Below are 25,954 nucleotides of genomic sequence, written 5' to 3'. Positions count from 1 at the left end.
GGAAAGGCGAGATGATCAAGCCCGGCTTGGTGGACGTGTGGCCTCTGTCCCCGCTCCAGCAGGGAATGCTGTTCCACGCCCGGTACGAGGAGCGGGGCACGGACGTCTACGTCATCCAGATGACCCTGGACCTGCGCCGCGAGGTGGACGCGGTGGCCTTGCGGCGCGCGGTCCGGACCGTGCTGCGCAGGCACGACAACCTGCGGGCGGGCTTTCGGGATCGCAAGTCCGGCGAGCCGGTGCAGGTCATCATGCGCGAGGTCGAGCCGCAGTGGCACGAGGTCGACCTGACCGGGGTCCCGGAGACAGGCCGGGCGGACGAACTGGCCCGGGTGATCGCCGACGACCGGACCAACCGGTTCGACCTGTCCCAGCCACCGCTGCGGTTCACCCTGATCAAGCTGACTGCCCGGGAATACCGCTTTGTGCTGACCGCGCACCACATCCTGCTCGACGGCTGGTCCATGCCGTTGGTGCTGGGTGAGCTGCTCGAGCTGTACAACAACGGCGGGGACGAGTCGGCGCTCGAGCCGGTCGTGTCGTATCGCCGGTACCTGGACTGGCTGGCCAAACAGGACCAGGGCGAGGCGGAACAGGCGTGGGCCGACGCATTGCGGGGCCTGACCGGACCGACGCTCGTCGCCCCGCCCGGCACGGCCCGCACGCCGGTGCTGCCGGGCATGCTCCTGGAGCAGGTGCCCACCGAGCTGGCGGTCTCGCTGGTGGCGCGGGCTCGGTCGCTCGGCCTGACGCTCAACAGCGTGGTGCAGGCCGCGTGGGGTTTCGTGCTGGGGAGCCTGACCGGCCGGGATGATGTCGTGTTCGGCGGCACGGTCTCCGGCCGTCCGCCGGAGCTGGCCGGCGCGGAACGCATGGTCGGTCTGTTCATCAACACGCTGCCGGTCCGGGTGCGCCTGGACTCCGGCTCGTCGTTGCGCGAGGTGGCCCGTCGGCTGCAAGACCAGCAGGCCGAACTGGCGGGGTACCAGTACATCGGGCTGCACACCGTGCAGCGGCTCGCCGGCCACGGCGACCTGTTCGACGCGATGGCCGTGTTCGAGAACTACCCGGTCGACGCGGACAACCTGGAGGCCGCCGCGCAGGGGATCGGCGCCACGGCGGCGACGGGCGCGGACGCGACCCACTACGTGCTGAACCTCGAGGGCACCCTCAAGGGCCGGGACCTGCTGCTGCGCCTGGACCACCGGCCGGACCTGATCGCCGATGCCGACGCCCGGGAGATCCTCGGCCGGGTCGTCCACGTGCTGACCGCGTTCGCCGACGATCCACACCGGACGGTCGACTCCCTGGACGGCGACTGGCGGTCGGCCGCGTTGCGCGCCCTGGCCGGAGCCCAGGCGGCGGTGGATCGAGGTGAAGCCGAGTACCGGGCTCCGCGAAACGAACGCGAAGAGTTGTTGTGCCGCCTGTTCGCCGAGGTCCTCGGCGTGTCCAGCGTGGGCATCGACGACGGCTTCTTCCAGCTCGGCGGCGACAGCATCACGTCGATCCAGTTGTCCAGCCGGGCGCGCAGGGCCGGGCTGAAGTTCACGTTGCGCGACGTGTTCGAGCACAGGACCGTCGCCGAACTCGCGACTGTCGCGCGGTCACTGGACGACACGGTCGTCCCCACGGACGACGGCGTCGGCCCGGTCGCGTTGACCCCGATCATGCACTGGCTTCGGGCACAGGGCGGGCCGGTAAACCGCTTCAACCAGACGGTGTCCGTGCCGGTTCCCGCCGGTGTCGACGAGCCGATGATGCACGCCGCGCTGCGGGCGTTGATCGACCACCACGACGCGCTGCGCCTGCGGCTGGGCCCGGAGTGGTCGCTTGAAGTGCTGCCGGTGGGCTCGGTGCGCGCCGAGGACTGCGTGCGACGAGTCGCGGGCGCCCAGAACCCGGACGCGATCGAGGCCGCGACAGCCCGGTTGTCGCCCGCCGACGGCCTGATGGTGCAAGCGGTCTGGTTCGACGACGGTCTGACCCTGGTCGCGCACCACCTGGCGGTCGATGCCGTGTCGTGGCGCATCCTGTTGCCCGACCTGGCGTCCGCGTTCGAGGCGCTGCTCGCCGACCGGCAGGTGAAGCTGGAGCCGGTGGGCACCTCCCTGCGGAACTGGGCGGACCGGCTGGCCGCGCTCGCCGCACAGCCGGAACGCGTGGCCGAACTGGACCTGTGGCAGGCCGCGCTGGGTGTTGAAGACCCACTGCTCGGCGCCCGCCCCGTGGACGCCGCCAAGGATGTGGTCGGAATCGGCCGCAGGCACACCGTGGCGCTGCCCGTGGAGGTGTCCGGTCCGCTGCTCGGCGCGATCCCGACGGCGTTCAACGCCGGTGTCGACGAGGTGCTGCTGACCGCGTTCGCCGCCGCGGTGGCGAAGTGGCGTGGCACAAGCGGTCCGGTGCTCGTGAACCTGGAAGGGCACGGCCGGGAGGAGATCGTTCCGGGCGCCGACGTGTCCCGGACCGTGGGCTGGTTCACCAGTGCCTACCCGGTGGCGATCGATTCCGGTGGCTCGCTGAAGACGGTGAAGGAACAGCTCCGCGCGATCCCGGACAAGGGCATGGGTTTCGGCCTCCTCCGGTGGCTCAACCCGGACACCGCCGGGGCGCTCGCGCGGTTCGCCGACCCGCAGATCGCGTTCAACTACCTCGGCCGCTATGGGGAGGCGGAGGAGGAGCCGGACAGCGGCATCCACGACATGGCAGGGGCCGCGGACGCGGACATGCCGCTCGGGCACGCGCTGGAACTCAACGTCATGGCCCAGCGGTTCCCCGACGGCCGGCGGCTGGTGGCGACCTGGACGTGGTCGGGTGAGCTGCTCGACGACGCCCAAGTGCTCGCGCTGAACACGTTGTGGGCCGAAGAACTCCGGTCGCTCGGCGAGCGGACCGGCGAGGGCGGCCTGACCCCGTCCGATCTGCCGCTGGTGAGCATCACCCAGCAGCAGATCGACCGGCTGGAGGCCGCCCGGCCGGATATCACCGACGTCCTGCCGTTGGCGCCGCTGCAACAGGGCTTGCACTTCCACGCGCACTACGACGAGCGGGCCTCGGACGTCTACACGATCCAGGCCGCGCTCGAACTCAGCGGAGCGGTCGACTCGGCGGTGCTGCGGGGCGCGGTCGAGACCGTCTTGCGCAGGCACGACAACCTCCGGGCGTACTTCGTGACGGGTGACGAGGGACAGGCGTGGCAGGTGATCCCGGGTGCGGTGGAGATGCCGTGGACCGAGGTCGACCTGACCGGGTGGGCCGACGCCGACCGCAGTGCCGAACTCGGCAGGCTGCTCGCCGAGGACCGCGCGACCCGGTTCGACCTGGCTCGACCGCCCATGGTGCGCTGCATGGTGATCCGCCTCGCCGAGGACCGGCACCGGTTCGTGATCACGGTGCACCACATCCTCGTCGACGGCTGGTCCATGCCGCTGCTGATCGGCGAGTTGTTCGAGCTGTACAACGAACGTGGCGACGACACGACCCTGCCTGCCGTCACGCCGTACCGCGACTACCTCGCCTGGATGGCCAAGCAGGACGTTCGCGCGAGCGAGCAGGTGTGGCGCGAAGTGCTCGCCGGCCTGGGCGACCCCACGCTGGTCGTGCCCGCGGACCCGGCTCGCGACCAGGCCCCGCCGAAGCGGTGGAACCTGGATCTGCCCCGCGAGTTGTCCACTGGCGTCGCCGCAGCCGCACGCCGTAGCGGTCTCACAGTGAACACCCTGGTGCAGGGCGCCTGGGCGCTCATGCTCAGCCACCTGACCGGCCGCGACGACGTGGTGTTCGGCGCGACCGTGTCCGGACGCCCGCCGGAGCTGCCCGGCGTGGAGAAGATGCTGGGCCTGTTCATCAACACGCTGCCCGTCCGGGTGCGCATCGACCCGGCCGCCCCGCTCGCCGACCTGTTCGCCGGGCTGCAACGCCAACAGTCCGGCTTGCTGGCGCACCAGTACCTGAGCCTGACCGACGTGGCCCGGCTGGCCGGGGCGGGCGAGCTGTTCGACACGATCGTCGTGTTCGAGAACTACCCGGTCGACATGGAGACGCTGGAGACCTCCAGCCGGCAGCTGGGAGTTCTCGACGCGGCAGTGGAGGACGCCGCCCACTACCCGCTCGGCCTGGCCGCGACCCAGCGCGGCGACGACCTGGCGATGTACCTGTCGTACCGGCCGGATCTGCTGGACGACGCCGCGATCGAGACGATGGCGGCCCGGTTCCTCCGCGTCCTGGAGACGTTCGCCACGCACCCCGATCTGCCTGCCTGCCGGGTGGATCTGCTGTCCGACGCGGAGCACTCCCAGCTGTCGGAGTGGAACGACTCGGCACACGACGTGCCGGCGTTGACGTTCCCGCAGTTGTTCGAGGTCCAGGCAGCGGCCACGCCGGACGCGCCGGTCCTGGTGTCCGGCGACACCGTGGTGACCTACGCCGACCTGGACGACCGCGCGAACCACCTCGCCGGGGTGCTGGCCGGGCGGGGGATCGGGGTCGAGGACTACGTCGCGATCGCCCTGCCGCGGTCCGTGGACTTCCATGTCGCGCTGCTCGCGGTGCTCAAGGCCGGCGCCGCCTACGTCCCGCTCGACCCGAACTACCCGGCCGAACGGCTGGCGTACATCCTCGACGATGCACGCCCGGCCGCGTTGATCACACAAGGCGACATCGATCTGCCCGCGACGAGGGCCGACGTGATCCTGCTGGACAAGCCGTTCGACGCCAAGCCGTTGCCCGGCGCGGTGGCGGTTCCGTTGGAGAGCGCGGCGTACGTCATCTACACCTCGGGCTCGACCGGCAGGCCCAAGGGCGTGGTGGTCTCCCACACCGGGGTCGCCGGCCTGGGCATCGGCGAGTCGACCATCTTCCAGGTCGGGCCGGGCAGCCGGATGCTCCAGTTCGCCTCGCCCGCGTTCGACGCGGCGTTCTCGGAGATGTCGGCGACCATCCTGGTCGGTGGCGCGCTCGTGCTGGCCTCGCCGGACCGGCTCCTGCCCGGCCCGGAGCTGTCCCGGCTGCTCAAGGAGCAGAACGTCACGCACGCGATGCTCCCGCCGGTCGCGCTGTCGGTGCTGTCCGCCGACGCGCTGCCCGACGGGATGGCGCTGATGCCGTGCGGTGAGGCGTGCTCGCCCGAACTCGTGGCGAGGTTCGCTCCGGGCCGCCTGATGGTCAACGCCTACGGCCCCACCGAGACCACCGTGTGCGCGTCCATCAGCGACCCGCTGACCGAGGGCGTGCCGCCGATCGGCCGTCCACTGTGGAACGCACGTGCCCATGTGCTGGACAAGGCCCTGCGGCCGGTCGCGGTCGGTGTGGTGGGTGAGCTGTACGTCGGCGGCCCGGCGCTGGCCCGGGGTTACCTCAACCGGCCGGGACTGACCGCCGAACGGTTCGTCGCAGATCCGTTCGGCCCGGCGGGCGGCAGGCTGTACCGGACGGGAGACCTGGCCCGCTGGCGGTCCGACGGTCAGCTGGACTACGTCGGTCGGGCCGACAACCAGGTGAAGATCCGCGGTTTCCGCGTGGAGCCGGGTGAGATCGAGTCCGTGCTGGCGGCGCACCCGGACGTGGACCGGGTCGCGGTGGTGCCCCGCGAGGACCAGCCGGGCCGTCGCCGGCTCGTGGCGTACGTCGTTGCGGCCGCCGGCCGCGACGTCGACAGCCGGGTGCTGCGCGCGCACGTCGCCACAGCGTTGCCGGAGCACATGGTTCCGGCCGCGGTCGTGCCGATGGACACGTTCCCGATGACGGTCAACGGCAAGCTCGACACCAAGGCGCTGCCCGCGCCGGAGTTCGCCGGCGGGACCGGTTCGCGGGAACCCCGTGACGAGCAGGAGGAGCTGCTCTGCCGGCTGTTCGCGGAAGTGCTGGGCGTGCCCAAGGCCGGGGTGGACGACAACTTCTTCGAACTGGGCGGCGACAGCATCGTCTCGATGCAGCTGGTCGCACGGGCCCGCGCCGCCGGGCTGGTCTTCAGCCCCCGGGACGTGTTCATGCACAAGACGCCCGAGGCTCTCGCCGCGGTCGCACGGGCGAGCGCTGCGGTGGAAACGCCTGTACCGGACACTTCGGACGGCGTCGGCGACGTCCCGCTGACACCGATCATGCACTGGCTGCGGGAGAGCGGCGGGCGGATCGAGCACTTCAACCAGACGGTGACCGCCGACGTGCCCGCCGATGCGGACGAGAAGACCGTGCATGCCGCGGTGCAGGCACTGCTTGACCATCACGACGCGCTGCGGACGACGTTGACGCGGCTCGGCGACGACTTCGGGTGGTCGCTGGAGATCGCACCGACCGGGGCGGTGCGCGCGGCGGATGTGGTCCACCGGGTCACCTCCGGGCTCGATGCCGCCGACGTCGACGCCGCACAGCGGCGACTGAATCCGGACGACGGCGTGATGCTGCAATGCGTCTGGTTCGACGCCGGTCCGGGCAGGACCGGGCACCTGACGATCGTCGCGCACCACCTGGTGGTCGACGGCGTGTCGTGGCGGATCCTGCTGCCCGACCTGGAAGAGGCCGTCAACGCCCTGCTCGCGGGTCGTCCGGTGCGGCTGGCGCCGGTGGGCACATCGTTGCGGGCCTGGGCCAGGCAGCTGGCCGAGGAAGCGAGTTCACCGGCCCGGATGCGGGAACTGGCGACCTGGCGGGAGATTCTCGGCACCCGGGAGCCGATGATCACCGAGCGGCCGCTCGATCCGGCGAAGGACACCTTCGGCTCGGCGAGCCACCTGCGGCTCGTCCTGCCCGCCGCGGTGACCGAACCCCTGCTGGGGAAGGTGCCGGCTGCATTCCACGCCGGGATCAACGACGTCCTGCTGGCCGCGCTGGCTCTCGCGGTGAACGGCTGGCGGGAGAGCACGGAACCGGCTGTCCTCATCGGGCTCGAAGGGCACGGCCGGGAGGAGATCTTCCCGGGGACCGACCTGTCCAGGACGGTCGGCTGGTTCACCAGCTCGTACCCGGTCCGGCTCGATCCGGGCGCCGACGGCGTCGAGGCCGCGGTGAACCGGGTGAAGGAGCAGCTGCGCGCCATTCCGGACCACGGCATCGGCTACGGCATGCTGCGGTACCTCAACCCGCAGACCTCGCCCGCGCTGGCCCGGTACGCCGGTCCGCAGATCGGTTTCAACTACCTCGGTCGGATGGGCACGGCCACGGACGAGAACGAGGACGAACAGGGACCGGCAGGCGTGCCCGCCGACGCGGGAATGGCGCTGCCGCACGCTGTCAACGTCAACGCGATGACAGTGAACTACCCCGACGGGCCGCGCTTGGTCGCGGACTGGAGCTGGCCGGGCGAACTGCTGACCGAGGTGCGGGCCCGGGAACTGGCCGATGCCTGGTTCGGTGCGCTGGAAGCCCTTGTCAGCGCGGACGGCGGCGGCTTCGCGCCGTCCGACCTGCCGTTGGTGTCGTTGTCGCAGAACGAGATCGACGACCTGGAGCGCGAGCGGCCGGGGATGGCCGACGTGCTGCCGCTGTCTCCCTTGCAGGAAGGCTTGCTCTTCCACGCGCTGTACGACAACCGCGGCGCCGACATGTACAACGTCCAGACCGTGATCGACCTGCACGGCTCGCTCGACGTGGGCGTGTTGCGGGACGCGGCCGAGGCGTTGCTGCGCAGGCACGACAACCTGCGGGCGGCGTTCCACTCGGACGGGACCGGCCAGGCGGTGCAGGTGATCCCGCGCGCGGTCGAGGTTCCGTGGCACGAGGCCGATCTCAGCGAGTTGGACCCGGCGCGGCGGGCCACCGAGCTGGATCGGTTGCTCGCCGCCGACCTGGCCGGGCGGTTCGATCCGCGGCAGTCGCCGCTGGTCCGGTTCACACTGGTCAAGCTGGGCGCCGGGGAACACCGGCTGCTGTTCACCAACCACCACATCGTGCTCGACGGCTGGTCGGGCCCGATCGTGCTGGGTGAGCTGTTCGAGCTGTACGGCAGCCGTGGTGACGACTCGGCGCTGCCCCCGGTCCCGCCGTACCGCGACTACCTCGCGTGGATCGCCGGTCGAGACCGGCACGCGGCCGAGCGGGCGTGGCGGGACGCACTCGAAGGTCCGGTGGAACCGACACTTGTCGCGGCGCCTGCCGCGGGCGGGCCCGTGGTGCGATCCGAGTCGACGCGGTTGCGGCTCACCGAGGACAAGGCGATCGCGTTCACCGCGCAAGCCCGGCGGCACGGCCTGACGAAGAACCTCGTGGTGCAAGGGCTGTGGGGACTGTTGCTGTGCGGCTTGACCGGCCGGGCCGACGTCGTCTTCGGTGAGACCGTCAACGGCAGGCCCGCCGAGATGCCCGGCGCGGGCCGGATGGTGGGGCTGTTCATCAACACCCTGCCGGTCCGCGTCCGCACCGAGCCCGGCGACACCGTCCTCGATGTGCTGAACCGGTTGCAGCGCAGGCAGGCCGAACTGCTCGACCACCAGTACCTCGGCTTGGCTGAGATCCAGCGGCTGGCGGGCACGGGTGAACTGTTCGACACCGCGACGGTTTTCGAGAACCAGCCGCTGGACGCCGACGGCCTGCACGAGGCCGCGCACGGTCTGGGCGTGTCCGATGTGCGCATCCAGGACGGCACCCACTACCCGCTCGCGCTGGCGACGTCGAGCGACGCCGGATCGACCGTCCTGACGCTGCACCACCGGCCGGGTCTGTTCGACGTCGAGTCCCTGGCGGCGAAGCTCATGCGGCTGGTGGACGCGTTCATCGCCGACCCGCTGTGCCCGGTCGCCGGTATCGACCCGTTGACCGACGACGAACGCCGGAAGGTGCTCGTCACGTGGAACGACACCGCCCACGACGTGGGCGCGGCGACGCTGCTCGACCTGTTCGAGACCCAAGTCCGGCGTAGTGCGGGTTCGGTCGCCGTGCACGACGCGACCTCCGGCGAGGAGTGGACCTACGGGCAGCTCGGCGCGCGGGCCAATCAGTACGCGCATTTCCTCGCCGGTCAGGGAGTCCGGCCGGATGAGGTTGTCGCGGTGCGGATGGCGCGGTCGCCGGAGTGGCTCGCGGCGGTGCTCGGCGTGCTGAAGGCAGGCGCCGCGTACCTGCCCGTGGATCCGGGACATCCGGCCGAACGGGTCGAGCTCATGCTGACCGACGCGCGAGTGGCAACGGTGATCACCGAGCGGCTCGACGTGACCGGCCGGTCCACCGACGATCCGGCCACGGTGTTGTCGCCGGGGCAAGCGGCGTACGTGATCTACACGTCCGGTTCGACCGGACGGCCCAAGGGCGTTGTCGTGACGCACGCCGGCCTCGCGGGTATGGCGGGAGCGCACGCGGAACGCCTGGCCGTCACCGAGGGAAGCCGTGTGCTCCAGTTGGTGTCACCCAGCTTCGACCCATCCGTCGCGGACATCGCGATGACGTTGTCGGCAGGTGGAACGCTTGTGCTGCCGGGCAGCGGGGTCCCGGTCGGCGCCGAGCTGGCGGAGATCATCGAGCGCACCGGGGTCACCCACGTCCAGCTGACCCCGGGCATGCTCGGCACGTTGCCGCCTTCGCCTTCGCTGCGGTCCATCGCGGTCGGCGCGGAGCCGTGCCCGCCGGACGTCGTCTCGCAGTGGTCGGCAGACCGCCTGATGGTCAACACGTACGGACCGACCGAGACGACGGTGGCCGCGACGATGAGCTTGCCACTGTCGGGGGCGGTGCGGCCGCCGATCGGAAGTCCGCTCTGGAACGTCCAGGTCTACGTCCTGGACGGTTGGCTGCGTCCGGTGGCGCCGGGCGTCCGGGCGGAGTTGTACATCGCCGGAGACGGACTGGCCCGTGGCTACCTGAACGCGAGCGGGACGACCGCCGAGCGGTTCGTGGCGAATCCCTTCGGCCCGCCGGGCGCTCGGATGTACCGCACCGGCGACCTGGTGTCGTGGACGGCGGACGGACAGCTGGAGTTCGCCGGGCGGGCCGACGACCAGGTCAAGGTGCGCGGCTTCCGGGTCGAGCCCGGGGAGATCGAGTCGGTGCTGGCCGCGCACGACGCGGTCGGCCGGGCGGCGGTGGTGGCCCAGGACGACGGCTCCGGCGGGCACAGGCTGGTCGGCTACCTGGCGGTCCGGTCGGATCTGGACATCGGTGCGCTGCGGGACTGGCTGCGTGACAGGCTGCCCGAGCACATGGTCCCTTCGGTGTTCGTGGCCCTCGACAGCCTGCCGCTCGACCGGAACGGCAAGGTCGACCGGCGCGCGCTGCCGAAGCCCGAACTCGGGGCTGCCGGGGACGGACGCCCGCCGAGGACACCGGCGGAACGCGCGCTCTGCGAACTGTTCGCCGAGGTGCTCGCGGTCGGGTCGGTGAGCATCGACGACGACTTCTTCGCTCTGGGCGGGCACTCGCTCACCGCGACCAGGCTGGTCAACCGGATCCGTGCCGAGTTGGGCAGTGAGCTGCCGGTGCGAGCCGTGTTCGACGCGCCGACGGTCGCCAGTCTGGCGGAAGCGCTGGCCGGTGCGGCCGCCGCACGCCCGCCACTGGCACCGGCCGAGCGGCCCGAGGTGTTGCCGCTGTCGTACGCACAGCGCCGGTTGTGGTTCATCAACAACATGGACGGCACGGACGGCCAGTACAACATCCCGCTCGCGGTCCGGCTGATCGGCGAGCTGGACGCGACCGCGATGAATTTGGCGCTCGGGGACGTGGTGGCCAGGCACGAGAGCCTGCGCACGACGTTCCCGCACACCGATGGCGTCCCGCGGCAGCACGTCACGGATGCCGGAATCGACATGGTCGTCCGGGAGGCGGACCCGGACCGACTGGCCGAGTCGCTCGTGGCCGAGGCAGGTCGTGGTTTCGACCTGTCCACCGAGATCCCGCTGCGGGCGTTCCTCTTCGCACTCGGGCCTCGGGACCACGTGCTTCTCCTTGTGCTGCACCACATCGCGGGCGACCACGCGTCCATGGGGCCACTCGCGCGCGACATCGGCGTCGCGTACGCGGCGCGCGTACGTGGTGCGGTGCCGGAGTTCGCACCGTTGCCGGTGCAGTACGCCGACTACGCACTTTGGCAGCGTCAGGTGCTGGGCAGCGAAGACGATCGGGACAGTGCCATCTCCCGCCAGCTCGGCCACTGGCGCTCGGCGCTCGCCGGGCTGCCGGAGGAGCTGGCGCTGCCCACCGACCGCCCCCGTCCGGCCGTGGCCGGGACCAGGGGAGACGTGGTGGCGGTGCCGATTCCGGCGGAGGTCGGTCCGGGCCTGACCAAGCTCGCGAAGGTGACGGGCACGAGTGCCTTCATGGTGGTGCGCACCGCCGTCGCGGCGTTGCTGACCAGGCTCGGCGCGGGCACGGACATCCCGCTGGGCACGACGGTCGCAGGACGGACCGACGAGGCGCTCGACGACCTGATCGGATTCTTCGTCAACACGATCGTGCTGCGTACGGACACCTCCGGCGACCCGTCGTTCCGGGAACTGCTGGCCCGGGTGCGGGCCACCGACCTGGCCGCCCACGCCAACCAGGACGTGCCGTTCGATCGCCTGGTCGAGGAGCTCAACCCGGTTCGTTCGCTGGCGCGCAACCCGCTATTCCAGATCATGGTCAGCTACCAGGCCAACGCGCAGGAGGACCTCAGCCTGCCGGGGCTCACGCTCGCGCCGCAGCCGATGCCGGAGGACACAGCCCAGTTCGACCTGTCGTTCGACTTCACCGACGGTGAGCACGGCGCAGTTCTCGGCAGCATCGGCTTCAACCTCGACCTGTTCGACCGGGACACCGTGCGGACCATGGCCGACCGGCTGGTGCGGCTGCTCACCGCGATGGCCGCGGATCCCGACCAGCGCATCGGTTCGGCCGAGTTGTTGGCCACCGACGAGCGCGAGCAGCTGCTGACCGGCTGGAACGACACGTCGGTGGCCGTGCCCGCGCTGACCGTGGCGGAACTGATCCGGGCCCAGACCGAGCGGACGCCCACGGCGACCGCGCTGATCGCGGGCGGAACCGAGCTGACCTACCGGGAACTTGACACCAAGGCGAACCAGCTGGCCCACGAGCTGATCTCGCGCGGCGCCAGGCCGGAGCGGTTCGTCGCGGTGGCCGTGTCCCGGTCGGCTGGGCTCGTGGTCACCCTGCTCGCGGTGCTCAAGACCGGTGCGGGCTACCTGCCGCTCGACCCGGACTACCCCGCGGAGCGGATCGGGTACATGCTCGACGACGCCGATCCCGTGCTGCTGGTGACCGACCGTTCCATGGCCTGCGACGTTCCCACCCTGCGGCTGGATCAGCTCAGCCTGACCGGCCCGGGTACCGATCCCGCGGTCCGCGTGGCGGGAGCGCATCCGGCGCATGTGATCTACACGTCCGGGTCGACCGGCAGGCCCAAGGGCGTCGTGGTGCCACACGCCGGGCTGTCCAGCATGCTGCTGTCCATGGCGTCGCGTTTCCCGATGGACCAGGACGACCGGCTGCTCGCGGTGACGACCATCGCGTTCGACATCGCCGCGGTCGACCTCTACCTGCCGCTGATCTCCGGTGCCGGTGTGGTGGTCGCGGACAAGGACACAGTCCTGGATCCGCAGGCGTTGACGGACTTGATGGGGCGCACCGGGGTGACGTTCATGCAGGCCACGCCGTCGCTGTGGCAGGTCATGCTCGACCACGACGCCGAGCGTCTGCGCGGGCTGCGGATGCTGGTGGGGGGCGAGGCACTGCCCGTCGGTCAAGCCGCGGCGATGCGCGAGGTCGCCAGGGAGGTCACGAACGCTTACGCCCCGACGGAAACCACGGTCTATTCGACCGCGGCCGCGCTCGACGACCGGCCCGGCGCGCCGACGATCGGCCGGCCGATCTGGAACACCGCCGTGCGCATCCTGGACGCCAACCTGAGGCTGGTGCCCGCCACCGTCCCGGGGGAGCTGTACATCGCGGGCGGCGGCGTGACCCGGGGCTACCTCAACCGGCCCGCGCTGACCGCGGAACGGTTCGTGGCCGACCCGTACGGCGCTCCGGGCGCGCGCATGTACCGCACCGGCGACCTGGCCAGGTGGGCACGGGACGGCAAGCTGGACTACCTCGGCCGGGTGGACCACCAGGTGAAGGTCCGCGGTTTCCGGATCGAGCTCGGTGAGATCGAGACCGCCCTCGCCGCGCATCCGGCGGTGGCCAAGGCCGCCGTGCTCGTGCACGAGGTCCGGCCAGGGGACAAGCGGCTCGTCGGCTATGTCGTGCCCTCGGGCGGGGCTGTCGACTCCGCCGCCTTGCGCGGTCACGTCGGCGCCACGCTGCCCGACTACATGGTGCCCGCGGTATTCGTCACGCTCGATCGCTTCCCCTTGACGCCGAACGGAAAACTCGACCGCAAGGCGCTGCCGGCACCCGAATTCGACGTGGACAGCGGGGGACGTGGACCGCGCACGCCGCGGGAGGAACTGCTCTGCCGGCTGTTCGCCGAGGTGCTCGGGGTGTCGAAGGTCGGGCTGGACGACGGCTTCTTCGAACTCGGCGGTGACAGCATCCTGGGGATCCAGCTGACCAGCCGAATCCGCTCGGTGTTCGGCACGGGCGTGTCCAACCGCAGCCTGTTCCTGGCGCCGACGCCGATCGGCCTGCTCGGCCTGCTCGGCGACGGCGACTCGGACGGTGACAAGCCCGGTGGCCTGGACGTCCTGCTGCCGTTGCGCACCGCGGGCGACCGGCCGCCCCTGTTCTGCCTCCACGCGGTCGGCAGCCTCGGCTGGATGTACGCGGGTCTCCTGCGGCACGTCCCGGCTGACCGTCCCGTCTACGCGATCCAGCCCAGGGGACTGGCGCACGAGGAGGAGCTGCCGCGCTCGCTGCGGGAGATGGCGGACGACTACATCGCGCACATCCGCACGGTGCAGCCGGACGGCCCCTATCACCTGCTCGGCTGGTCGATGGGAGGGCTGCTGGCGCACGAGATCGCCACCCGCCTGCGCGGCCGGGGTGAGCGGGTCGCGCTGCTGGTCAACATCGACCAACCGCCGATGACGGCCGAGATGATCGAGGGCCAGAAAACCGCGACCGACCAGCAGAACATCCTGACCGCGTTGCTCGACTTCGTCGGCCTGGAACTCGACATGTTCGGCCCAGGCCCGCTTGAGCACGCCAAGGTGATGGCGGCGCTGCGCGCCGAGGGAAGCCCGCTGGCGACCTTCGACGAAGAGCTGATCATGCGGATCGGTCAGGTGTCCGACAACAACTGGAAGCTCGCCGTCGGCCACATGCCCGATGTCTTCGACGGCGACCTGCTGCTCATCGTCGCCACCCCCGATCTCGATCAGGCCGGACAGGAGGTTCGGACGAGGGTCGATCAGCTCCGGCCGTTCGTGGCGGGCCAGATCATCACGGAGTCCGTGCACTGTGAACACAGACGGCTGTTGCAGGCCGGACCGGTCGCAGACGTGGGCCGCATCCTGACCGAGCGGCTGGCGGAGCTCTAGGCGGCACTTCGGAAGCCCGTGTTCACGATTGAGACTTACGAAACACCGGACATCCATCCTGCCGGTCGCCCACGCGGGTCACGACAGGCCCGTCTGGCGCGTGTCCTCGCCGAACTGCCGGTCACGGTGGTGGGATCCGGAGTCCGCTCACGTGGCGGCTCCGGATCTCAGCCGTGCGCGCCGCAATTGCGGCATGCGTGGGGCCATGCGGGGGAAGCGCTCATACCCTTTGGGGGGATGCTTCCCTGTAAGAAGCCTATGGCAAGGTGGATCCGGTGACAGCAGAGCGAAGGAGATCCTGGATGAAGCGCTCCTCGGCCGCGTGGTTACGGTGGCCGGTGTGGTCCGGCTACGCGGCTGCGATGTGGTCGTTGGTCTACGGCTGCCTAGGGCTGTACTGGGCGGTCGGCGGCAGCGGTTTCCCTTTCGGGCGCGGCTACGATCCGGAAGCCGACGACGCGTTCTCCTTGCTGGCCGGCACGAACCCGGGCGTGGGTGGGCCGATCATCGCCGGTCTCGGCCTGGCAGGCGCGGTCATCGGCGTGTTGATGGCCCGGGGACACGGGCGTGGCGTCTTCGCCAAGCTGATGCTCGGCTTCGCCGGTGTGGTCGCGGTCACGCTCGCCCTGGTGATCCCGGACTTCCGGGTGCTGATGCTGCTGACCCGGGTGCCGTTCATCCCGATCTGGGCGTTCACCGGAGTGCCCGGCGGCTTCACCGTCGCCGACCTGGTGCCCTGGCCGCGGATCAACCTGGTCGTCATCGTTCTCGGCGGGCTGTTGTGGGCATTGGCCGCGCTGGCGTACTCACGCCGAGTCAAGCAGGTGTGCCTCCACTGTGGCCGCGGAACTCATAGCGGGCAGTGGACCAGCCCGGAGGCGGCCCGGCGATGGGGCCGGTGGGCGGTGGCGGTGGCCGTGGCGGTCCCGCTGCTCTACGCGGTGACCCGGATCGCGTGGGCGATGGGCATCCCGCTGGGTATCCCGCAATCGTTCTACGACGAGAACGTGGATTCCGGCATGTTCATCGGCGGCTTGGCCATCGCGCTGATGGCCATCGGCGGTGCGGTGCTCACCATCGGGCTGATCCAGCGCTGGGGCGAGGTCTATCCCCGCTGGATCTGGTTCAAGAAGGGCAAGCGCGTGCCGCTCGCGCTGGCGATGGTTCCGGCCGCACTCGTGACGGTGTCCATCATCCCCGCCGGGATCATGGAGGTCAGGATGGCCTTCAGCCGGGGCATCGACCCCCAGGACTGGGGGATGCTCGGTCCCGGCCTGCTGTGGCCGTTGTGGGGTGTCGCACTCGGGGCCGCGACCGTCGCGTACTACCTGCGCCGGCGCGGGGAGTGCCCGCACTGCGGCCTCGGTGCTCCCACCGGGCCGGTGGCGGAGGCCGAAGTCGACGACACCGTCAGTAGCTGAATGGGATCTGCCGGGCATGGTAGGTGCCCGGCAGATCCTCATCCCGGTTCGGGTGCTACGCCACGGTGGCGGCAACTGGTTCGCCCGGCCGGCTACGCTGCCGTGGCGGCGGGCTGAGCAGCCGCTGCATGGGCCGTTCGACCAGCTGGTACAACAGCCAGGCGACCAGTGTGCAGAAGACCACGATGGTCACCACGTTGCTCAGAATCTGCCAGGAGTTCCCCCACCCGAGCGACGAGCTCAGGCTTTGCGCGACGAACAGGTGGAACAGGTACAACGCATACGAGCTGTTCCCCAGCAGCACCGAGACCTTGTCCCGCATGGGCGAGAACGAACCGGTCAGGTCCGCGTTCGCCAGCGACACGATCAGCAGCACGAACACAGGCACCATGGCGGCGCCCAGGATCGGCGCGTTCTCCGACAGCTCCGGCAGGAGCGGGATCCCGCCGAGGTACGCCAGCACCACGACCGGAATGGCGGCCGCGACTGGGATCCCGCGCCACGCGGCGCGTTTCACCAGCAGTGCCGCGGTGATCCCGATGGCGAACTCGGAGATCCTGGTCAGCGGGAAGAAGTACAGCAGCTGGGACCCGAAGCCGGGCTCCTGCATCGCCGACGGCGCCACCAGCGTCGCCCCGAAGTAGATCAAGCCCGGCCAGAAGACCAACCCCACGGTCAGGATCTTGAGGGCACGAGTGGTCAGCCGGGACAACCACGCGAAGATGAACGGGAAGCAGAGGTAGAAGAACACCTCACAGCTCAGCGACCAGGTGACCTGGTTCATCTGCAGTGGCAGGTCGCTGCCGGGCAGCCACGCCTGCACCACGAAGAGATTGGCGATCATGGTGCCGGCCGACGGCATCGGTTGGTTCCCGGTGAACCAGGTGATCAGGAGATCCACCACATTGCTCAACAAGAGCAACGGATAGATCTTGGCGAACCTGCGCCGCCAGAACCCTGGTGCGGACGCTTCCGGGGTCGCCGACCATGCGAGCACGAAACCGCTGATCACGAAGAAGCACGTGACGCCGACGAAACCGTGCATGAAACCCTGGCTGAGCACAGTGCACCCGACCGGCCCGCCCTCCGGCGGACAGGATTCGGATGAGGCCAGCGCGATGTGCTGACCCAGTACGAGAAGAGCGGCCCACCAGCGCAGTCCCGTCAAGGACTGCAACCACGGCGAAGGCTGGGACGAGCCGGATAAGGGTCTTTTGGACATGCTGAACTCTTCCTTTGTTAAGGGGTGTTGGGTGACGGGAGCCGCGGGCGGCGGAAACCGCCTGCTCCTCCTGTCAAGCAAGTGAAAAACAGGGCACCGTGGTGAATGTCCTCACCACGGTGCTCATTCACGCATGGTCGTCGGGGGTCGCGCGCGTACGTCGTGTCTGTCCAGTTCGGACTGTCAGGCCGGGCGCACCACCACAGGCAGTCGCTTGGCGCCGTTGGTCCCCGGGTTGGCGAAGAACTCGAACGGGTCGTCCTCGTCCAGCGCGATCTCCGAGTAGCGCCGCAACAGCAGGCCGGTGGCGATCTTGCCCTCCAGCCGGGCCAGCGGGGCGCCGATGCAGAAGTGCGCGCCGTGGCCGAACGCGTAGTGCGGGCTGGGGTTCTGGCCGGGAGCGAAGCGTTCCAGGTCGAACGTGCCGGGCTCGGGGAACGCCGCCGGGTCGTGGTTGGCCGAGATCAGCCACGCGGTCACCGCCTTGCCGGCCGGAATGGTAACGCCGGACAACTCCACGTCCGTGGTGGCCATCCGGGCCGCGAAGGTGAACGGCGGCCGCATCCGCAGCGACTCCTCGACGGCCTGCGGGATCAGGTCCGGGTTGGCCCGCAGCTTGGCCGCGACATCCGGGCGCTCGTGCAGGCAGCGCACGGTATTGCCGAGCATCAGCGTGGTGGTGATGTGGCCCGCGATCAGCAGGATCGTCAGGAACGTGACGATCTCCTCGTCGTCCAGCCGGTCCCCGCCCACTTCGGCCTGGGTCAGGCCGGTGATCAGATCCCCGCGCGGCTTGGCGCGGCGGTCGGCCACGTGCTGGTAGAAGTACTCCTGCATGGGCGCGACCCGGTCCTTGATGGTGTCGCCCGAGTCGGGATCGGCCGAGGCGTCCAGGTTCGGGTCGAAGATCCCGTCGGCCCATTCGCGGAACAGGTCCTTGTCACTGGACGGCACGCCGAGCATCTCCGAGATCACGATCACCGGCAGCGGATAGGCGACGGCCTCGACCAGGTCCAACCGCCGCTCCCCGGCGACCGCGTCGAGGAGGTCCTCGGTGATCTGGGCGACCCGCGGCGCGAGTGCGGTCACCGTGCTCCGGGAGAACGCCTGGCTCACCAGCTGGCGGCGCGCGGTCAGCTCCGGTGGGTCCATCTGGGTCAGGTTGCCCCGGCCGAAGACGTTGCCCTCGGACTCGTTGCCGCCGAAGTCCGCGGCGAAGGTCTTGTAGTCGGAGAAGAGGCGTTGCGCGTCGGCGTGGCGGAACACGTGCCACATGCCGAACGTCGGGTCATAGCACACGGGATTCCCGTCACGCATCCGCTTGGCCCACGACAGAAGCACTTCCTCCCCCTCGGTCGGCATCGGCATCGCCTCGGTCAGCAGGTGCTCGGTCACGAGGACATCCCTCCCTCTGGGGACGGTCCGACGCCCCCTTGGCATTCGCCCGAAATCGAAGCATCGCCGATGTGCCGCGCCTGCCGTGCTTCGAATTTTTCTATATCGACACTTCCATCCTCGGCCTGTCAGCCGGCCGGTTGCTTCCTAGGCTGGCGGCACCTGCCGGGAACCGGATGATCTGCGAGGAACCGATGGCTGATTCTGCTTTGGCCGAAACACCCTTCGCCGCGCTGCGCGCGACCGCCGACGTCGAAGTGGTTGAGCACAATGGCACGCGGTTGTGCCGGGTGAGCCCGCACGGGGACAACCCGCGGGCGTGGATCACCGAGAACGTCGAACTGGTGCGTGCGGCGATGCTCGACTGCGGCGCCGTGATGATCAAACAGGTGCCGGCCGAGGACGACTCACAACTGGGCGTGATCGCGGAGCAGATCGGCGGTCGGACGCTGGACTACACCGAGCGGTCCACCCCGCGCAGCAAGGTGACCGGCAAGGTCTACACCTCCACGCACTACCCGGCCGACCAGTCCATCCCGCAGCACAACGAGAGCGCGTACTCGGCGAACTGGCCCGACAACCTGTTCTTCTACTGCGCACTGGCCGCTGAGACGGGAGGCGAGACGCCGGTCGCGGACAGCGCAGCGGTGCTGGCCCAGCTGCCCGAGGAGCTGGTCGACCGGTTCGCGTCGCACGGCGTGATCTACACCCGGGCGTACCACGACGCGGTCGGCCTGCCGTGGCAGGAGGTCTTCCAGACCAACGACCGCGAGGAGGTGGAGAAGTACTGCGCCGCCAACGGGATCACCACGCAGTGGTCCGGTGACATGCTGCGGACGCGCCAGTTGCGCCCCGCTCTGGTCACACACCCGTTGACGGGCAAGACGGTCTGGTTCAACCAGGCGCATCTGTTCCACGTCAACAACCTGCCCGAGGACGTGCGGGAGAGCATGCTCAGCATCTTCTCCGAGGAGGACTTGCCGCGGCACGCGTACTGCGGCGACGGCTCGCCCATCACCGACGAGGAGTTCGACCTGATCACGCGGGCGTTCGACCCGCCGCTGCTGGCCGAGCCGTGGGAGACCGGCGATCTGCTGATGATCGACAACATCCTGGTGTCGCACGGCCGGCGGCCGTTCACCGGTGACCGCCGCATCCTCGTGGCGATGACCAAGCGCCCGGCGAGCTGAGGCGGGGCCCGATGACGACAATCCACACCAGACCGGCGACGTCGCTCAGGGTGGTCTTGGCCCGGGACATCGAGACTGTCGGGGACGCCGAGCTGTGGGCGGAGAAGCAGCGCGACGAACTGCGGGCCGCGGTGACCGAGTTCGGCGCGGTGCTTGTGCGCGGCCTGGAGCTGCGCGACGCGGGCGGCGTGGCCGCGGTGGCGCGACGACTCGCGTCCGAGCTCATGGTGGAACGCGAGGGCTTCGCCAAACGGCACATGTACTCGCCTGGCGTCTACTCGTCGTCGGCGTGGACCGACGACATGCCGATGTGCATGCACCACGAGCTGAGCTACGCCAGGACCTTCCCCGGCATGATGATGTTCGCCTGCCTGAGCCTGGCCGACTCCGGTGGCGAGGTCGAGCTCGCCGACGCGCGCTCGGTGCTTTCCGCGCTGCCCGAGGAGCGCTTCGCCGGGTTCGTCGGCGACGGATGGCAGCTCGTGCGCAACTACCACCCGGAGACGGGCACTCCGTGGCAGGAGGCGTTCGGCACCGAGGAGCGCGCCGAGCTGGAGGCGTACTGCACGGCGAACGGCATCGCTTTCGAATGGCGGCCCGGCGGGCTGTTGCGTACCAGGCAGACCAGTCCCGCCGTGCTGACCCACCCGATCACCGGCGCGCGGTGCTGGTTCAACCAGATCGCGTTCCTCAACGAGTGGACCATGCTCGAGGACATCAGGGAGTACCTGGTGCACGAGTTCGGCCGGGACGGCCTGCCGTTCAACACCGCGCACGCCGACGGCAAGCCGCTCACCGCGGCTGTTGTCGACGCGCTGAACAGCGTCTACGAACGGCATGCCGTGACCGTGCCGTGGCAGCCGGGCGACCTGCTCCTGGTGGACAACATCTCCACTGCCCACAGCCGCAAGCCCTTCACCGGCAACCGCGAGGTGATCGTCGCGATGGGCGACCCGGTCGACCGCACCACACTGTGATGAAACGGCAGTAGGCCCTCACGCCAGAAGATCGCGTGAGGGCCTACTGCCGTTTCAGACCGCGGCTGGGACCTTGCCCGCGGCGACCCGCTCGATGACCGAGATGGCGGCGGCGTGGCCAGGCTCGGACTTCATCTTCTCGCTCATCCGGCGGGCGGCGGCGGCCATGATGTCGTCGGTGGCCAGTCTGCGCAGGGCAGCGGTGAGGTTCTCGGTGGTCATGAACGGCTGCCAGATCGATTCGAGTCCGGCGCCCGCCTTGCGCACCTGGTTGCCCCACAGCGCCGATTCCTTGAACAGCGGGCACGAAACCGACGGGATCCCCGCCGTCAGCACGTCGTGCACGACGCCGTGGCCGCCACTGTGGACCATCGCGCGGATCCGGGGGCACAGCCAGTCGAAGGGCACGCTGTCCACCATGAGGACGTCGTCCGACGGTTCCTCGATCTCGATGCACCGGCCGCTGCCCCTGATGACCACTGCCCGCACACCGGCCGCGCGGACCGCTTCGCTGACCATCTGCCCGTTCCGGTGCGGGTCCGGGTTGCTCAGGCTGCCGAACCCGATGGCGATGGGTGGCGCACCCGCTGCCAGGAACCGGACCAGCGAATCGGGCGGGGTGTACTGCTTGTCCACCGGCAGCAGGGGAGAGCCGATGCTGTGCACGTTGTCCGGCCAGTCGGCCGCACGCGGGAAGAGGTGCTCGCTGAACAGGTTCAGCAGCTGCACCGGCCGGCCGTCCGCGGTGCGCATCCGGTTGTGCCTGCCACGGCGCGCGGGCAGGCCGAGCGACTCCGTGCGCCAGCGGTCGGCCTTGCGCTTCATCGGGATGATGAGCTTGGGCAGCACGTGGCTCAGCCGGGTGAGCACGCCCGGCCATTCCTTCTCTTGGAACGCCATGCTGGGGTAGTGCCAGGACGGCGTGTAGAACGGGTACAGCTCGGCGACCACGTGCGGCACACCGAGCTTCTCGGCGACGAAATGCCCGTAGTCCATGTCGTCGTGCGTCTGCACGATCAGGTCCGGACGGTATTCGGCCGCCTTGAACTGCTCGTCGAGCATGGGGACGAAGGTCTGCTTCATGATCGGGCGGATACCCGACATGAGCTCCTTCAGCTCGGCCTTGAACTCCTTCTTCTCGGCCTTGGTCTGGGTGCCCAGCACCCGGCTGGCCTCGCGGTACAGCAAGGAGCGCACGTCCGGCCGTTCGAGCAGGCGCAGCTGGGTGTCGTCGCGCGCGAAGAACCGCACGCCGTGCTCGGCCGCGAAGGACTCGAACGGCGCCGGAGCGGCGAGGGTCGACTCGTGGCCCGCCTCGTTGAGGGCTCGGGCCAGCGCCAGGTACGGCTGTACGTCGCCGCGGCTTCCCCATGTATAGATCAGGATCTTCACTCCACGCTCCCGGACTACCGTGCGGACACACCTCGGCCAGGTTGGAATGCTAGGTGTGGCAAGCAGGGGTTGACAGGGCGGCCAAAGAACTTCGATACGCCATGGCATCCGGGGAATCGGCCCCGGTACAAATGGCTGTCGGTCGGCTTTGCTTTCTGGGGAAGGGGAAGCCAATTTGATGTTCACACAGACCGAGTACGCGCTCGACCGGCTGCGCCAGGCACTCGTCGGCTGCGCGGGCGGAAGCGGGCGCCTGGCACTGGTCACCGGCGGGTTGGCCACCGGCAAGACGGAACTGCTGCGGGCCTTCGCGGGCCAGGCGGCTCAGTGCGGTGCGCTGCTGCTGACCGCGACCGGTTCCCGTGCCGAGCGCACCTTGCGGGGCGGTGTGCTCGGGCAGCTCATGCGCGACCCGCGGCTACCCGGCCGCGCCAGGCTCGCGGCGGTCGAGCTGACGTCCACTTCGGACGGACCGGACGAGCTGAGCACGCCCGCCGCGGCGGCTCTGCACGAACTCGGTGCGGCCCTGGTCGAGCTGTCCCGGCGGCAGCCGATCGTGATCAACGTGGACGACATCCAGTTCGCCGACGCACTGTCCTTGCAGGTGTTGTCCTACCTGCGGCGCCGGATCTCCTCCGCACGGGTGCTGATGGTCCTCGTGCAGTGGGCGCGGTCGCGCCCGTGCGCCGCACTGGTGCACGCCGAGGTCACCCGGCGGCCCGACCTGCGGATCGTGCTCGAACGGTTGACCGAAACCCAGGTGTCGGCCGAGCACTACCGGCTCAGCGGTGGGAACCCGCTGCTGGTAGCGGCTCTCACCGAGGACCCGGCCGCTGGTGCGGCATATCGGCGTGCGGTGCTCGACTGCCTGCAACGCTGGGAACCGCATCTGATGGAGGTGGCGCACGGACTGGCGATCATGGGCAGGCACGCCACGCCGGAGCTGATCGGCCGGCTGACCGGGCTGGGTGCGGAGGACGCCGAGGAGGCCATCGACATCCTGACGGTCGCCGGACTCGTCAGCGACGGCCGGTTGCGTCATCCGCTCATCGCGGCGACCGTGGCCGACAGGCTGAAGTCCGCGCCCGAAATCCGGCTACGTGCCGCGGAGCTGCTGTACGAGCAGGGCGCCGACTGGGTGGACATCGCGCGGTTGCTCGTCGCCGCGGGCGCTGCGCCCGATCGGTGGGCGGTGGACGTGTTGCGCCACGCCGCCGATGAAGCGCTTCACGAGGACGACACCGACCTGGCGGCACGCAGCCTGGCAGTGGTGCTGGCCGCGGGTGCGGATGAGCGGGACCGCGCCCCGGACCAGGCCGCGCTCGCGCGCGTGGAATGGCGTGACAACCCCGCCGTGGCCGCACGGCACCTGAACAGCTTGCGGGAAGCGTTGTGCGCCGGGGAACTGCCGGTCCGGGACGCGGCAACGGTGATCACCCAGCTGCTGTGGCACGGACACCTCGACCGGACGGCCGAACTGATCAACCAGGTCAGGAGGCGTGCCGGCCCGGCCGACGCCCAAGCGATCGCCGAGATCGACCTGGCCTACGAATGGTCCTACGGCCGGCTCGACAGTCGGCCGCCGACCGCCGACAACGCGTGGGCGCGAGCCGCGACGCTGAACCATGCCTGGACGTACGGCCTTGACGCAGGAATGGAGGCCGGCGCGGAGCTGATCCTCCAGCGCCGTCTCGGGGAGACCGACATCCAGGCCGTGGCGAACGCCCTGCTGGTGCTCGAGTACACGGGCAGCTCGGACCAAGCGGTCAAGTGGTGCGACGTCTTGCTGCACGAGGCTGCGACCCGAGGCGGAACCACCTGGCTCGCTGTGCTCACCGGTGTGCGCGCCGAAATGGCACTCCGCCGCGGTGATGTGACCGGTGCGCGAGAACGTGCCGACGCCGCCCTCGGGCTGCTGCCGAAGCAGAGCTGGGGAGTCCTCCTCGGACTTCCGTTGTCCATCCTCGTCCGTGCCGCCACTGTGCAGGGCGACCTCGAAGCGGCGCGGGAAGCGCTCGGCCGGGTCGTGCCCGACAGCATGTACCGCAGTGTCTTCGGGATGCGCTACCTGTACGCCCGCGGCCTGTACAACCACGCTCGTGGCCGGAACATCGCCGCGCTCGGAGATTTCGAGCAGTGCGGCGCCGTGCTCACCGGACTCGGCCGGGACGTTCCCGGACTGATCCCGTGGCGAACCGGCTTGGCATCGGTCCAGTTGAGCCTCGGCCGTCCGGCGGCCGCGAGGACGTTGCTGGAACACCAGCTGGCGCACCCCGGTCCGGTGGACGGCACCCGGGTCCGCGGCGCCACGCTGAGGCTGCTCGCGGCCGTGAGCCCGGCCGGCAACCGGCCGGCGATCCTCCGGCAGGCGGCCGAACTGTCGCACCAGTCCGGCGACAGGCTGGAGCTGGCCGCGACACTGTCCGAAGCCAGCATCGCGTGCCGGGAGGTCAGGGCGATGAGAGAAGCACGCGCTCTCGCACGTCGCGCGGCACGGGAAGCCAAGGCGTGTGGCATCGGGGATTCTCCCGTGTCCCCAGTGGACGACGCGGACCAGGCGGAGGACGAGTCCGGTCGCGTGACAGCGCTGAGCGCTGCCGAACGCCGGGTCGCCACGCTGGCCGCGCTCGGGCACTCCAACCGGGACATCGGCCAGCGGCTTTTCGTCACCGTGAGCACGGTGGAACAGCACCTGACGCGGGTGTACCGCAAGCTCAACGTCCGCAACCGCAACGACTTGCCCGCCGAACTGGCCCAGGTCACGTGACCGTCATGGTTCCGACCCGGTGACGCAGGTACCACTCGGCGGTCTGCTGGATGCCCTCCCTCAGCGGCCGTGGCGGCGTGTCGAGGATCTCGTGCATCCTGCTGAGGTCCAATGTCCTGCTGAGCCGGCCAGTGGGCCGCGACAGGTCGAACTTGACGCGCTCGGGCTTCCCGAGCACGGCAAACACCAGCCGGGCCAGGTCGAGCACCGACACGGTCTCGGACGTCCCGATGTTGAACACGTGGTGCTTGTTCTTCTCGACCATCGTCAGCACCGCACGGACCATGTCGGTGACGTACATGTAGGTCCGGGTCTGGCTGCCGTCGCCCCAGACCTCGATCTCGCCGCCGCTGTGCACCTGGTCGAGCATCTGCGGCACGACCCGCGGGATGTCGGAGCCGAAGTTGTCCCGCGGGCCGTAGACGCTGGTGGCGCGCGGCAGGAAGATGTTCGACCCGTACTCCTGGCGGTTGGCCTCGGCCAGCATCTCCGTGTACAGCTTGGAGAGGTAGTAACCGTCCGGCGAGTAGTGCATCGACGTGCGGTAGTCGTCCTTCTCGCTGATCGGGTCGGTGGTCGGCGCCAGGTAGATGTCGCTGGAGCTGAGCAGCACGACGTCCTGGACGTCGTGCCGGCGGGCTTGGTCCAGGACGATCGTCGTCGCGCGCATGTTGGCTTCGAGGATGTGCGCGGGCTGGTTGCGGCGTACCTCGAACGTGCCTGTCGTCGCCGCGCAGTGGATCACCGCGTCGATCCCGCCTGAACGGAAGACCGCGCCGACCGCGGACTCGTCGGTGACGTCCACGGTGATGGGTCGCAGCCTCCCGGTCCGGGGGAGCTGAGGCAGCACACCGTGCCGGTCCTGTCGGTGCAGGCAGAGCACCGTGGCTCCCCGGCCGAGCAGTTCCTCGACGAAATGAGAGCCGATGAAGCCGGTGCCCCCGGTGACTGCGACCGTTTTCCCTCCCCATTTTTCGTACGGCACGGCACTCCTTCCAGAACAGTTGCCACTGAATTTGCGCATCGCTGCGCCCAGATCGATTCTAGGCACGCGGTGCAGTCGCGCTCACCCCCTAACCCTGCGGACTATCCGCTGGTCACAGCCCTTTGGTCGGGCTGGGGGCGATAGGGGTTGCCCGGTGGTGAGCCGGGGCTGTCGAATTCAAGTAATCCATCTGGTCCGCG

9 protein-coding genes are annotated in these 25,954 nt (G+C 69.7%); 5 read left to right on the top strand and 4 right to left on the bottom strand.

Annotated features, from left to right (window positions below):
* Positions 1-11 precede the first annotated feature (11 nt).
* A complete protein-coding gene (locus F4560_RS16605) occupies positions 12-14,405 on the top strand; it encodes a non-ribosomal peptide synthetase (RefSeq protein ID WP_184921044.1) in 14,394 nt (4,797 codons plus the stop codon).
* Positions 14,406-14,707: 302 nt separating this feature from the next.
* A complete protein-coding gene (locus F4560_RS16600; RefSeq protein WP_184921043.1) occupies positions 14,708-15,826 on the top strand; it encodes an NYN domain-containing protein in 1,119 nt (372 codons plus the stop codon).
* 55 nt (positions 15,827-15,881) lie between these two features.
* On the opposite strand, the gene F4560_RS16595 is transcribed toward F4560_RS16600, so the two are convergent.
* Both F4560_RS16595 and F4560_RS16590 read right to left on the bottom strand, forming a co-directional pair.
* On the bottom strand, positions 15,882-17,048 hold the full coding sequence (locus tag F4560_RS16595; RefSeq protein ID WP_184921042.1) for an acyltransferase family protein: 1,167 nt from the start codon (positions 17,046-17,048) through the stop codon (positions 15,882-15,884).
* Positions 17,049-17,231: 183 nt separating this feature from the next.
* A complete protein-coding gene (locus F4560_RS16590; protein WP_184921041.1) occupies positions 17,232-18,443 on the bottom strand; it encodes a cytochrome P450 in 1,212 nt (403 codons plus the stop codon).
* 194 nt (positions 18,444-18,637) lie between these two features.
* Here F4560_RS16590 and F4560_RS16585 point away from each other — a divergent pair, with 194 nt between their 5' ends.
* Together F4560_RS16585 and F4560_RS16580 are read left to right on the top strand one after the other, a co-directional pair.
* Entirely contained in the window at positions 18,638-19,633 is a 996-nt protein-coding gene (locus F4560_RS16585) for a TauD/TfdA family dioxygenase (RefSeq protein ID WP_184921040.1), read from the top strand.
* Positions 19,634-19,644: 11 nt separating this feature from the next.
* Positions 19,645-20,610 (top strand): TauD/TfdA family dioxygenase, encoded by a 966-nt coding sequence (locus F4560_RS16580; protein WP_184921039.1) that lies wholly within the window; start codon positions 19,645-19,647, stop codon positions 20,608-20,610.
* Between the two features lie 54 nt (positions 20,611-20,664).
* Here the strand turns inward: F4560_RS16580 and F4560_RS16575 are convergent, their stop codons facing one another.
* Positions 20,665-22,002, bottom strand: coding sequence for a glycosyltransferase (locus tag F4560_RS16575; protein ID WP_184921038.1), 1,338 nt, complete (start codon positions 22,000-22,002; stop codon positions 20,665-20,667).
* 178 nt (positions 22,003-22,180) lie between these two features.
* Between F4560_RS16575 and F4560_RS16570 the strand changes: the two genes are divergently transcribed.
* Positions 22,181-24,769, top strand: a complete 2,589-nt coding sequence (locus F4560_RS16570; RefSeq protein WP_184921036.1) for a helix-turn-helix transcriptional regulator — start codon at positions 22,181-22,183, stop codon at positions 24,767-24,769.
* Here the strand turns inward: F4560_RS16570 and F4560_RS16565 are convergent.
* A complete protein-coding gene (locus tag F4560_RS16565) occupies positions 24,762-25,754 on the bottom strand; it encodes an NAD-dependent epimerase/dehydratase family protein (RefSeq protein WP_312869322.1) in 993 nt (330 codons plus the stop codon). The two genes, F4560_RS16570 and F4560_RS16565, sit on opposite strands and share 8 nt — an antisense overlap.
* Positions 25,755-25,954 lie beyond the last annotated feature (200 nt).

Origin of the sequence: Saccharothrix ecbatanensis (assembly GCF_014205015.1) — a bacterium.
Taxonomy (GTDB): Bacteria; Actinomycetota; Actinomycetes; order Mycobacteriales; family Pseudonocardiaceae; genus Actinosynnema; species Actinosynnema ecbatanense.
The sequence above is the reverse complement of the archived record's forward strand: the minus strand, read 5'-3'. Positions and strand labels throughout refer to the sequence as shown.